This window comes from Bacillus sp. AR13-1, assembly GCF_008042285.1.
Lineage (GTDB): Bacteria > Bacillota > Bacilli > Bacillales > Bacillaceae_G > Bacillus_A > Bacillus_A mycoides.
Map to the genome: position 1 here is coordinate 1 of NZ_QNUA01000002.1, position 12648 is coordinate 12648.

7 protein-coding genes and 4 pseudogenes are annotated in these 12648 nt (G+C 35.9%); 7 read left to right on the top strand and 4 right to left on the bottom strand.

Annotated elements, in window-relative coordinates; all coding sequences use genetic code 11:
- Positions 1 to 218: 218 nt before the first annotated feature.
- The 7 genes and pseudogenes from DN408_RS00745 to DN408_RS00775 all read left to right on the top strand — a co-directional run bounded on the left by DN408_RS00745 (position 219) and on the right by DN408_RS00775 (position 8895).
- The gene (locus tag DN408_RS00745; protein ID WP_078178839.1) at positions 219 to 1097 is read left to right on the top strand and encodes a hypothetical protein; all 879 of its coding nucleotides are present in this window, start codon (positions 219 to 221) and stop codon (positions 1095 to 1097) included.
- 91 nt (positions 1098 to 1188) lie between these two features.
- Positions 1189 to 2619 (top strand): annotated as a pseudogene (locus DN408_RS00750) (IS4 family transposase).
- 579 nt (positions 2620 to 3198) lie between these two features.
- Positions 3199 to 3453 (top strand): hypothetical protein, encoded by a 255-nt coding sequence (locus DN408_RS00755; RefSeq protein ID WP_033707390.1) that lies wholly within the window; start codon positions 3199 to 3201, stop codon positions 3451 to 3453.
- Positions 3454 to 3519: 66 nt separating this feature from the next.
- A complete protein-coding gene (locus DN408_RS00760) occupies positions 3520 to 4674 on the top strand; it encodes a serine hydrolase domain-containing protein (protein ID WP_147739917.1) in 1155 nt (384 codons plus the stop codon).
- Between the two features lie 93 nt (positions 4675 to 4767).
- Positions 4768 to 6852 carry a serine hydrolase domain-containing protein gene (locus DN408_RS00765; protein ID WP_078178837.1) on the top strand — a complete coding sequence of 695 codons (2085 nt, stop codon included), beginning with the start codon at positions 4768 to 4770 and terminating at the stop codon, positions 6850 to 6852.
- 222 nt (positions 6853 to 7074) lie between these two features.
- Positions 7075 to 7305 (top strand): annotated as a pseudogene (locus DN408_RS32365) (S-layer homology domain-containing protein); the annotation flags it as partial.
- Between the two features lie 402 nt (positions 7306 to 7707).
- Complete coding sequence (locus DN408_RS00775) at positions 7708 to 8895, top strand: S1C family serine protease (RefSeq protein ID WP_179957866.1); 1188 nt, start codon at positions 7708 to 7710, stop codon at positions 8893 to 8895.
- Between the two features lie 351 nt (positions 8896 to 9246).
- Here DN408_RS00775 and DN408_RS00780 read toward each other — a convergent pair.
- The 4 genes and pseudogenes from DN408_RS00780 to tnpB all read right to left on the bottom strand — a co-directional run.
- Positions 9247 to 10296, bottom strand: a pseudogene (locus DN408_RS00780) (sensor histidine kinase); the annotation flags it as partial.
- Positions 10297 to 10412: 116 nt separating this feature from the next.
- Positions 10413 to 10671 (bottom strand): annotated as a pseudogene (locus DN408_RS32370) (two-component sensor histidine kinase); the annotation flags it as partial.
- Positions 10664 to 11329, bottom strand: a complete 666-nt coding sequence (locus tag DN408_RS00785; protein WP_078178834.1) for a response regulator transcription factor — start codon at positions 11327 to 11329, stop codon at positions 10664 to 10666. The gene DN408_RS00785 and the pseudogene DN408_RS32370, both read right to left, overlap by 8 nt.
- Positions 11330 to 11473: 144 nt before the next feature.
- A complete protein-coding gene (tnpB, locus tag DN408_RS00790) occupies positions 11474 to 12595 on the bottom strand; it encodes an IS200/IS605 family element RNA-guided endonuclease TnpB (RefSeq protein WP_078178833.1) in 1122 nt (373 codons plus the stop codon).
- Positions 12596 to 12648: the final 53 nt, after the last annotated feature.

The following is a 12648-nucleotide window of genomic DNA, read 5'->3' on the forward strand; positions in this document are numbered from 1 at the left end:
AGCTTGATGGTGATGGGGTAGCACCACATCTCCATCAAGCTAATAAGAAGAAACTACCCCAAAACGATAAAAATATATAATAAATTTTTCAATTTAATACAAATTTATTTTAGAATCCAATAGAGTGCCTCTCAATTTAAGCGGATTTTAAGTGTTAATATTTACCTGGTAATATTATAATTTATATATCGAAAATATATAAGAAACGGAGAATTATCATGCTGAATATAGATATTAATCGTTTAACTGATATTTGTTTAGAATATCAGCAGTCTAGATTTTATGTTACTAGAATACCTGAAGATTTCTTATCAATTGCAAAAAAACGTTTCTCTATACCAACGGATGATCGAATTATTGCTTTTTTAAGTTGCAATTTATTTGGCTCAGGAAAATATGGTGTTTATTTTACAAGTTCGGGTTTATATTGGAAAAATTGGTTATTAGGTAAAAGAAATATGAAATGGGATAAATTAAATGAAGTGCAACAAATCGAAATTGATAAAGATGGTTTTTTATCTTTTGATGCACAAAAAAGTTTTAATATTAACGGCAGTGATTATCCACCGCAGTTATTTAAAGAATTACTTATAGCTCTTACAAATTCGTTCCATAATTCAAAGCAAAATGATATACATCCAGTTATAAAAATTGACGAGATAAAATCAACCTGCTCTTTGTTTGAGACGTACGATGAATTATTAGAACCTGATAATGGATTATTTGTAGACACTCATATTTCAGACAAAAAGCTAAAGGAAATTTGGGCACGATATATTGTTTCAAAAGAAGAAGAAATCATTGCTTTTTTAGATACCTCTGTTCTTGGTAATTTGAGTAAAGGATCGGATGGCGTATTAATTTGTCAATCGGGTATATATTTTAGAGAAACTTTTGTACACTTGTATTTTCCATGGCATATCTTTAGGAATATCCCTATTACATTGAATTCAAACGAGTTAGAAATCGGAAAAGGCAACATATTTCATCTTCAACATGCTAGAATGTCTAGTCAAGAGATTCTATTATTCATCAAAAATATAAAACAGCATATTAATACGCTATATGAGGAAAATAAGTGTTCACCCAACGCATAAGGATCTTAATATAATTTAATATTTCATTTAATCTAATATAAAAAAACGCTATACTTTTTGTAGGCATATATAGAAAGGATGGCGTTTTTTTATGTCTATTTCTGTGTCTGACGAATTACAACTATTTGCTCAAGAGATTCAAAGTTTTTTATCTCCAAATACCTTACGCGATCTTGCTAGAGATGTTGGTTTTGTACAACGAACCAGTAAGTACCAAGCAAAAGATTTAATAGCTTTATGTGTATGGATGAGCCAAAATGTAGCTATGACTTCTTTAACTCAGTTATCTAGCTGTTTAGAAGCATCAACAGCAGTACTTATCAGTCCTGAGGGACTGAATCAACGATTTAATAAGGCGGCCGTCCAACTTTTACAACGCCTACTAGCCGAACTACTAAGCAAAAAATTGGCCGCATCTATGCCGATTTCTTCTCCATACACTTCTATTTTCAAGCGTATTCGTATTTTAGATTCAACTGCATTTCAACTTCCAGATGTATTTTCATCGGTTTATCCAGGTGCAGGAGGATGCAGCCATACAGCTGGGATAAAAATTCAACTTGAGTATGATTTGTTAAGTGGACAGTTCCTACATATTCATACAGGTCCAGGTAAACAACATGATCGTACTTACGGCCCACTGTGTGCCCCAACTGTGACAGCGAATGATTTATGTATCCGAGATTTAGGTTATTTTCATTTAAAAGACCTTCAATATATCCAAGATAAAGAGGCCTACTATATCTCTCGTATCAAGTCGAATACACGTATTTATCAAAAAAACCCTAACCCTGATTATTTTCAAGATGGAAGAATTAAGAAAGGTACAGAGTATATACAGATAGATATGGAGACGGTAATGAACTCCCTTCAACCAGGACAAACATGTGAAATAGCTGATGCTTATGTAGGAATGATTGATAAAGTGCCAGCTCGTGTAATTGTTCATCGATTAACAAGACAACAGCAACAAAAACGATTACAAGATCAAGCTGTAAGAGAAAAAAAGAAAGGAATGAAGTATTCTCCTCGTAGTAAAAGACTCAGTGGTATCAATGTATATATGACAAACACCCCTACAGATATTGTCCCGATGGGACAGGTACATGACTGGTATTCTTTGCGTTGGCAAATCGAAATTTTATTTAAAACGTGGAAGTCATTCTTTCAAGTTCATCATTGTAAAAAAATAAAACCAGAACGATTAGAGTGCCATTTATATGGTCAATTGATTGCCATTCTACTCTGTTCCTCTATCATGTTTCAAATGCGCCAATTGCTCCTCATGAAGAAAAAATGAGAGCTTAGTGAGTATAAAGCCATATATATGATTAAAGACTATTTTCTTCTTCTATTCCAAACTATACAAAAAAACACCCAAGAGCTATCAAAGGTGTTACTTCGCCTGTTCAATCTCCTACAGCAAAACGGGCGGAAATCTCATCGATATGAGAAAAAAACGGTCTTTGATATATTAGGTGTCGTTTACAATTGTACCATGTCTGATAATCAAGCCGCTTAATTCAAAAAAGTGAAACCCGTTAGGGTTTATTTCGTATGCAAATCTTTCAATCATCTACACTTGCCCTTTAGAAAAAGAAACAATCTCGCCTAAAATTGACTTTGCATAAGCTTAGCTTGATAGCGATGGGGTAGCACCACATTACTATCAACCTAAGGTTTTAATATATCTCCTAAATGAACATTTTCTTTTTCTACAGGTAGTTACTTTGAGAATGTAGTTTATTTTTTCGTTTTGAGGGCGTTTATTTTTCTTAAGCTGATGGATATGGAGTATCTGCCCTAAGTTAAATAAATTTTGACTTAAAAACAAGTGATTTTAACAACGGTAGGAGTGTTTCATGTAGCACAATTTCATTTGTGTTGTATTGCAAGAAGAAAAATTACATTAGAAAAGAGCCAGAATTCATCCTGTTAAGGGTAAATCGACTCTTAATATTTAAAAGGATGGAAAAAAGAAACACAGAAGTAAAAAACCTCTGTGTTTCTTTTTGATTAATATATTTACTGACCCTTACGGCACAGATGCTCCTTCTACCCTATTATAAAAGCGATTTTGAATGTAAGTAATTTGTAAGAAATGGGTAAGAAAAAAGAAATTTTCATTGTGTATGATAAAAATATAAAGAGGCGTGAAAGGCGGAACAGATATGACTTATATATGAAAAACAGACCAGTAACAAGAGTATTTCAAAGAAAAGAAGTAATTTCTGTGGTTAACATATATGTGGAAAAAGAGGGATTTACCCAGGACAGAATGGCGTTTGTAAAAATAATAATTATGAAGATGATTACGAATTCAATGTTGACCTTTTTTCATTGGTGGAGATGGTAGCTGTGTGGTTAATACGAAATAGCAAGAAACCACCTATACAATATGAATAGAGGAGAGGAATGCCCTATGAAAACACATAGTCAAATTACATGTGCAAGTCTTGCCCTTTTAATAGCTGGAAGTGCCCTGTTATACACAACGCCAACCTTAATTGTAAAAGCAGAACCTACTCAAAGTGTATCTAGTTCGTTACAAACAAGTACTCAACGAGATCGTAATTCTGTCAAGCAAGCAGTGCGGGATACATTACAACTTGGATTCCCGGGGGTACTTGCTAAAACTTCTGAGGGTGGAAAAACATGGAGTTATGCCGCTGGGGTAGCGAATCTGAGCAGCAAGAAACCAATGAAAACAGATTTTCGCTTTCGCATTGGTAGCGTGACGAAGACGTTCACGGCAACAGTTGTACTTCAATTAGCCGAAGAGAACAGCTTGAGTCTAGACGACTCTATTGAAAAATGGTTGCCTGGTGTCATTCAAGGAAACGGGTATGATGATAAACAGATTACTATCCGGCAATTATTGAACCACACAAGTGGTATCGCTGAATACACAAGGTCAAAAGGCTTTAATCTTATGGATACTAAAAAATCGTATAGGGCTGAAGAATTAGTAAAGATGGGGATTTCGATGCCCCCAGATTTTGCTCCAGGAAAGAGCTGGTCTTATTCAAATACAGGATACGTATTACTAGGGATCCTTATTGAAACAGTAACCGGGAACAGCTATGCGGAAGAGATTGAAAATCGGATTATTGAACCGCTTGAATTATCGAATACATTCTTACCAGGCAATTCAAGCGTGATTCCAGGAACCAAGCATGCCCGTGGATATATCCAACTAGACGGAGCAAGTGAGCCAAAAGATGTTACTTATTATAACCCAAGTATGGGAAGCTCGGCTGGAGATATGATTTCTACTGCTGATGATTTAAACAAATTCTTCTCTTACTTACTTGGGGGTAAATTACTAAAAGAACAGCAACTAAAACAAATGCTTACTACAGTTCCAACAGGAGAAGATGCACTTGGCAGAAATGGTCTTGGAATCTATGAAACTAACCTTCCAAACGGTGTCTCAATATGGGGACACGGAGGTAGCATTCCAGGGTTTGTTACTTTTGCTGGAGGCAAGCATACATTAGCTGTCAATTTGAACAGCCTTAATGCTGATAGTCCTGATCCTTTTAAAAATATTTTACTTGCTGAATTTAGCAAGTAGGCCAAAAGGAAGAACGGATAAATTTTATCATATTTTCATAGTTAAACAAATAAATGATGAAATTGATCATTTATCTAAGGAGGCAATTCCCTCATGAAAAATAAACTAACTGGTGTATTAGCCGCTACATTAGCGCTAACTATGATTCTACCAACAGGGGCGAAAGCATTTTCTGACGGTAAGACTACAGTTGTATCTAACGCAGAAGTAGCTAGCCAAGAACTGAAGAAGATTGCAGCAGAAAAGGCTGCGCTACTCACGAAGTCCCATGGGACGACTAGCGTGCAGTATGCACTAATTGATAATGGCAAGCTTACTTTGTCGGGGCAGGCTGGAAAGAACGATATGGAAGGGGAACCGCCGCTAACCAAAGATACTCTATACGGGATTGGTTCAGTCAGTAAAATGTATACAACAGCGGCTGTAATGAAATTGGTCGACGAAGGAAAAGTCGATTTGGATGCTCCTGTGGTCAACTATGTTCCTGATTTTAAGATGAAAGATGGGCGGTACAAACGCATTACCCCACGTATGTTGTTGAATCACTCTTCCGGCTTTCAAGGTTCCACGTTAAGTAATGCATTTTTATTTAACGATAATGATACCTATTCCCATGATTTCTTGTTGCAGCAATTGTCCACCCAGAGCCTGAAAGCAGACCCTGGCGCGTTCTCGGTATACTGCAACGATGGCTTTACGCTGGCCGAAATTTTGGTGGAAAGAGTCAGCGGTATGAGCTTTACCGAATTTCTACATCAACGGTTTACAGAACCCTTAAAGATGAATCATACAAAAACGCCGCAGGACAAATGGAGAGACGAAAAGCGGGCTGGACTTTATTTTCCGGCGTACCAAGGGCAGCTTCCAATTGAATCGGTGAATGTGATTGGTACGGGAGGGGTCTCTTCCACGGCAGAAGATATGGTACGATTCTCACAATTATTTATGGGACAGGGAAAAGGGATCCTCTCTGATAAGGTAGTCAAGGCGATGGAGCAAGAGGAATATAAAAAAGGAATGTGGCCGGGGGATGGAGATAATATTTTTAACTATGGTCTTGGCTGGGATAGTGTGAAACTATACCCATTTAGTGAATATGGGATAAAAGGCTTGGCTAAGGGCGGCGACACGGCACTGCAACATGCTATACTGGTCGTGCTTCCGGAACAGAAAATGGCAGCGGCTGTGTTGTCATCCGGTGGACGAAGCGCTACAAATCAACTGCTGGCAACTGAATTGCTGCTCGCCGTGCTTAAAGAGAAGGGTACAATTAAGAACATCAAGCCGAACAAATCTTTTGGCAAGCCGGTCAAGGTCAAGATGCCTCAAGACGTGGCAAAGAAAGCGGGCTTTTATGGCAATAGCGAAACTCATTTCAAAATTGAAATTACGAAGAATGGAGAACTGTTCTTACCATCTAATCGAGAAGAAAAATATGTATATACTGCGGATGGAAGCTTTATTAATGAGAAGGGTACTTCTAAGCTCAACTTTGTCACCGAGAAGAATGGAAGAACTTATTTGAGGGAGAGCACATATAAATCGACACCAGACTTAGGGCAAGGTGCGATGACTCACTATTTAGCCGAGAAACTAGAAGACAATGTGCTATCAAAGAAAACCGCTGCCGCATGGGCGAAGCGGGAAGGTGTCAAGTTCTATCTCGTGAATGAGAAATTTAGTTCTATTGAATATCTCGTACAACCGAAACTTATTACCACACAAATTACTCGTAAGGAAGGCCTGGCGGGCTATTGGGAGGGCAGAAAAATTACAGGTCCGAACACCGCGACGCATCAGCTACAGATCCCCGTGATGAATGGCCGTGATACGACGGAAACGCATTTCTATACAGAAGGCGGCAATGAATATATGGAAATGGCCGGGTTGTTATACGTAAGTGGAACCAACGTAAAACCACTTGATGCTAGCCAATCATCCAAAGTTACGCTGCAAGCAAATGGGCATGCTAAATGGTTTACGATCCCGCAAGCGGCAGCAGGAAAAAGGATGACCGTGACATTGCCATCGAAGGGTGCGTTCGCGGTGTATGATGAGGATGGAGTATGCGTCAACTTTACCATCGTGAGCGGCAATAACAAAGTAAAACTGCCGAAGAATGGAACGGTTGTAATTGCTGGGGCACCGAACTCAGAATTTGCAATTACGTTGAACTAGCTACAATTCAAGATGGACATCAACAAAACCAGTACGACATAGGAACGGTGTTTTGCTGGTTTTGTTTGTATTTACGTATTATCTTTAAGAAGAGAATTTCAACGAATAATATCACGCTCAAACTCTGCAAAAACAGCTATCATACCAATTCAGGGCAATCATCATTTGCTCCATTAATCTTCTTGATGTAAATACGTTCGCAGCCGGTATTATGATGTACAAGCCCTATACGATACAGGAATTATCCGAGGTGTTTCAGCTACTAAGTTTACGCCATATGGCACACTCACACGTCAACAGGCTGCACTTATGTTAGAACGAACTCTAGAATATCTAGGTGTAGAAAAAGAGTCAAATATAGGGCCCTACCACATCGCTATCAAGCTAAGAAAAGTAAATACCCCCAAAACAAAAAAGCTCATTTTTTGTTTTGGGGTAATTCTGAATTCTTAAGTTAATGGGCATGTGTAGAGAAGGCCATTTTGATTAATCTTTATTCGAGATGCCTTCTTTTTGTTTGTAAAGAACCCCTTTATAAATAGTTTTTATTTTCATGCATCTTAAGATAAAAAGAATTCTCAATACGTCTGTGAAGTGTTTCGAAAGATACAAATTTTAAAACATGTATAACTTTCATATAGTGAAAATTAGTTTTTTAAAAGTATGAAAATAACAAATTATTATTATATATTTGTGTTTTCCTGTTGCAGAATCCTTATTATAAGGGTTCTTTTTTGTATTAAAGGTCTACAGCTCTCGATAAACTCCCGATTATCTCCATGTACACTCCAGATGCAGGACTTATAGTGAAAATATAAAGATGGAAATATCCAAGTGATATTAAGGGAGAAAGGAGTGTTCAAAATGGGACACTATGATACAAATCAAACAAGAAAAAACATGAATAGAGACGGTAAAAAAACAGGTTATTTTTTTACTGGAATGATTGGTGCAATTACAATCAGCTTGACCACTCCTTATATAGATGAAATTAAAGGAGGTGCAGGTCAATTCACTAAAAATAACGAGGTGAATCAGGTTACTCCTGTCTCGCACAAACCAGATGGTATGAGTAGTCTTCAAAATATGATTGAAGATGCAAAAGAAGTTGTAGTAGGTGTCATTAACTATCAAAAAAATTCAGATCCATTTGCTATGCAAGCACAATCAGAAGAAGCTGGTTCAGGATCAGGCGTCATATATAAAAAAGCAGGTAATAAGGTTTTCATTGTCACAAATAATCATGTGATAGACGGTGCAAGTAAAATAGAAGTGAAATTGAATAATGGTAAAAATCTTATTGCTAAAGTAGTAGGGAAAGATCCATTATTAGATTTAGCTGTATTAGAAATTGATGGAACAGATGTGAAAAAAGTAGCAACTCTAGGAGATTCAGAAAAAATTCGTACGGGGGAATCTGTGATAGCTATTGGTAATCCATTAGGGTTAGAAGGAAGTGTAACAAAGGGGATTATTAGTAGCAAGGATCGAGTAATACCTGTTAGTACACTTGGAAATCAGCAAGTGGATTGGCAGGCACAGGTGATTCAAACAGATGCAGCTATTAATCCTGGGAATAGCGGCGGAGCTTTGTTTAATGAGCAGGGTGAGGTCATTGGAATTAATTCAAGTAAAATTGCACAACAAGCAGTTGAAGGAATCGGATTCGCAATTCCGATTAATATAGCTAAAACAGTTCTAGAGTCTCTTGAAAAAGAGGGGATAGTTAAACGTCCAATGATAGGTGTACAACTATTTGATGTAGAGAAAATTACAAATTCTGCACGTGATCAATTAAAATTGCCAAAAGAGATAACAAATGGTGTTGTTTTGGGGAATATCTCAAATCAGTCACCAGCAGAAAAAGGAGGATTACAACAGCATGATGTTGTGATTGCATTGGATGAACAACAAATAGAAAATGTTGTTCAATTCCGCAAGTATTTATATGGAAAGAAAAAATCGGGGGACACAATTAAAGTAACAGTTTATCGTAATGGTGAAAAAATAACAAAAATGGTGAAATTAACGGATCAAAAATAGTCTGATTTTGAACAGACTAATCAGGTAAATTGATTAAACCCTTTTTGATTATATACAAATGAATTCAATTCTAGTTCAAACTATTTTAGGATCATCTGAATCTGGTAAAGTTAAAACTCATAGCTAAGTTTGTAAGTGGGATACATCTAAAAATGGGTATTCGTGTTTTTCCAATCGTGTAATCTATTCATCTGAAAAATGTTCTTCAGAATGTACTAATAGAAATGGGAATTACAGGTGTAAAGGGTACAAAATAAAAAGGTAAGCGCACTAAAATTGTTAGAGAAACTAGTAGTAAGAGATGTTAGTAAACTCTAATAAACAACCTCCCGAATTGGTAGGGGAGGTTGTTTATTGTTCAGATATTGGAATGCTAAAAACAAATTGTACACCTTGTTCTACATTATTAATAACGTACTCTAAACCTAGTGCTTCAAAAATTTGTTTTACAATATATAATCCTAAGCCACTCCCACCAGTATTTCGATTTCTTGACTTTTCAATTCGATAAAATGGTTCGAAGACATGTTGTATATCATTTTCTTTAATTTGTACACCTGTATTGATAATTTGAATTAAGATACAATTTTGTTTTGAGTCCTGAGTTAGCTGTATATATACCTTCTCATTATTCGGTGAATACATAATTGCATTATGAATAATATTTTTACAGGCTTTTTCTAAAAGAGCCCGATCTGTATAGACAGAAAGATTAGAATCAATCTGTTTTATGATTTGAATGTCTTTTTGAGAAGCAAAAAAACTGAGATCTTTTGTGATTATATCCATTAACTCGGAGAGATTTATTTCTTTTAATTGTAGTTTAAATGTATGTTGTTCTAATTTAGACATACTTAAAATCTCGCGAACTAGATCTTCCATCTTTTCGATAATTTGGTGGTTTTTCTTTAAGTATTGGTCACGATCTTGATAAGGACCAATATTATATATCATCCCCTCTAAGTATCCTTTCATAATAGTGAGAGGGGTTTTTAATTCATGTGATACAGTTGCAAAAAATTCTCTGCGTTTTGTTTCTATTTCTCTTTCTTTTTCAATATCACTTTTTAATTGCTGATTTGCTTTTTGTAAATCAAACATAGTTTGTTGTAAATTAATGGACATATCATTCAAGCTATTAGATAGTTCCCCTAATTCATCCATAGAACGAATCTCAATTTTTTCGGAAAAGTCTAAGTCCGCCATTTTTTGTGCCCCTCGATTAATATAAATGAGTGGCTTTGTAATGAACCTTGAAAATAAATAAGCACTTCCTATCCCAATAACAACTACAATAATACTGATATAGGGAAGGAAACGTACCAAAACTTTGGAAGCCTCATCAATAGGTTGAAATGTTGCGTATACTATGACGGTTTGGTTACCATCCTGAAATGGAATATCATATGATTTGTTCAGGCTATTTGAACTCCCTATTCGTGCTGTTTGAGTAACACTTCCTTGAATAAATGTATAAGGAGTAGAATAAACGTTTACTCTTTCGTAATCTGGAAATCTGAGTATTGCATTATTTTTTTGCATATACTCCTCAAAAAGCGGTTGTGCATTTTGAAAAGTAAGATTCTTAGATTTATCAATTATTTCTTCCATTCCGTTTTCAAGCTGCTCTGTTTTATATTGCTCATAAAATGTAGGAAGAAAGAAGTATAAAGTTAAATAAATTAGGACTGCAAAGGCTAACAAAATGAGGGATGTAGTCATAAAGAGTTTATAAGTAATTCGCTTCATCTTCATGATTTTTACGATCCTATTCATCGATTTTATAACCTATACCCTTTATGGTTTTAATATAAGGGATATCTAATTTCTTTCGTATGTTTTTAATATGCGTATCGATTATTCGGGATTCCCCAATATAATCGTAGCCCCAAACTTTTTCTACGATGCTTTCTCTTAGGAGTACTTTTCTCTCATTTTGTAGTAGTAGTTGCAGAATTTCGAATTCTTTCGTTGTTAAGGAGATTTCAACTTCATTTACATATACTTTATAGGCGTCGACATCGACACGCAATTCTTTAAAGACGAAATGATTATCTAAGCTTTTATCATTGCTTCTTCTTAGTACTGCTTCGACTCGTCTAATCAAAACATGAAAAGAGAATGGTTTTGTAATATAATCATCGATTCCAAGATCAAATCCTTTCATTTGATCTTGTTCTTCTTCTAACGCAGTCAGCATAATAACTGGCACATTTGATTGACTTCGAATCATTTTCGCAACTTCAAATCCGTTAAGGTTTGGCATCATCACATCCAAAAGAATCAAATCAAAGGATTGCTTATTAAATTGTGTCATTCCTTCTAATCCATCTGATGCAACTTCAACTGTATACTGTTGTGTCAATAAAAATTGTTTAATTAATTCCTGAATTTCTTGGTCGTCTTCTATTACAAGAATATGATGGTTGATCATTATATCACCTCTAGTAGCCATTATAACTTTACTATCTGGAGTTTGTATGGAGAATTACTAGAAAACAATTTGAACTACCCCCACTTTCACTTCGTTTAGAAGTGAGGGATTCCTAAGTAAAGAGTTCTAACGAACTCTAATTGATTAGGCTAGCTCCACAGTCCTTGTGGTTAGAAGCCTTATCGCTTCATTCTTTAGATTAATACTTGCGTTAATATCCCTATCATGGTGTGTACGACAAGAAGGGCAGTCCCATTTACGTAGGTTTAGATTTTTAACGTCTTTGTTTTGATATCCACAACAAGAACATAATTGGCTGGAAGCAAATGTTTTCGATACGACAATGACTTGTTTGCCATACCATTTTGCTTTGTATTCTAACATGGATCGAAATTGCGACCATGATACTTCACTAATGGCTTTTGCTAACTTATGATTCTTTAACATATTTGATACTTGCAAATCCTCTATACCGATAACATCGTGGTTTTTGATGATTTCAGTTGAGACTTTGTCCAAGTAATCTTTTCTAGCATTCGTCATGTATTCATGAATTCTAGCTACTTTTACTCGCTGTTTATTCCAGCGAGAAGATCCTTTTATTCTTCTAGAAAGAACACGCTGCGCTTTCGCCAACTTCTCTTCTAATGACCGAAAAAACTTCGGATTTTTATAGGTTGTTCCATCTGACAAAATGGCGAAATCTTTTAGTCCCACATCCATTCCGATGTAAGATTGTGTTTTTGGAAGTTCTTGCACTTCTGTTTCAACTAACAATGATACAAAGTATCTGCCAGAAGGGTTCCGTCTAACTGTAGCATTTACAATACGTCCCTTTACTTCGCGACTCTTGGCAAATCGAACAAGACCTAGTTTCGGCAACTTTATCTTTTTTCCTACAATGGCAATGTTTTTATTTGTTTGTTTTGTGGTGTAAGATTGTACGTTGTTTTTCTTAGATTTGAAACGCGGGGCACTAGTTTGTTTTTTGAAAAAGCGTGTATAAGCATCCGCAAGGTTGCGAACAGACGACTGAATCGCAATACTATCCACTTCTTTGAGCCAAACAAACTCTTTCTTCATGGCAGGAAGTTTGGCAGAGCATGTACCATATGTCAAACCTTTCCCTGTCTCTTTGTATGCGTTATCCCATAGAGATAGGAAATGATTGAATACAAAACGAGAACAGCCAATCGTTTTATTAATTAGGGTTGCTTGTGTTTTATTTGGATAGATACGAAATTTATATGCTTTATTAATCATCATTCATTTCACCTCCATTTCGGCATGTGTCTATTATATAACAAACATACATTCGG

Coding starts and splice junctions, on each gene's coding strand:
- DN408_RS00745 (WP_078178839.1), top strand. CDS start 219: ATGCTGAATATAGATATTAATCGTTTAACTGATATTTGTTTAGAATAT.
- DN408_RS00755 (WP_033707390.1), top strand. CDS start 3,199: ATGGGTAAGAAAAAAGAAATTTTCATTGTGTATGATAAAAATATAAAG.
- DN408_RS00760 (WP_147739917.1), top strand. CDS start 3,520: ATGAAAACACATAGTCAAATTACATGTGCAAGTCTTGCCCTTTTAATA.
- DN408_RS00765 (WP_078178837.1), top strand. CDS start 4,768: ATGAAAAATAAACTAACTGGTGTATTAGCCGCTACATTAGCGCTAACT.
- DN408_RS00785 (WP_078178834.1), bottom strand. CDS start 11,329: ATGATCAACCATCATATTCTTGTAATAGAAGACGACCAAGAAATTCAG.
- tnpB (WP_078178833.1), bottom strand. CDS start 12,595: ATGATGATTAATAAAGCATATAAATTTCGTATCTATCCAAATAAAACA.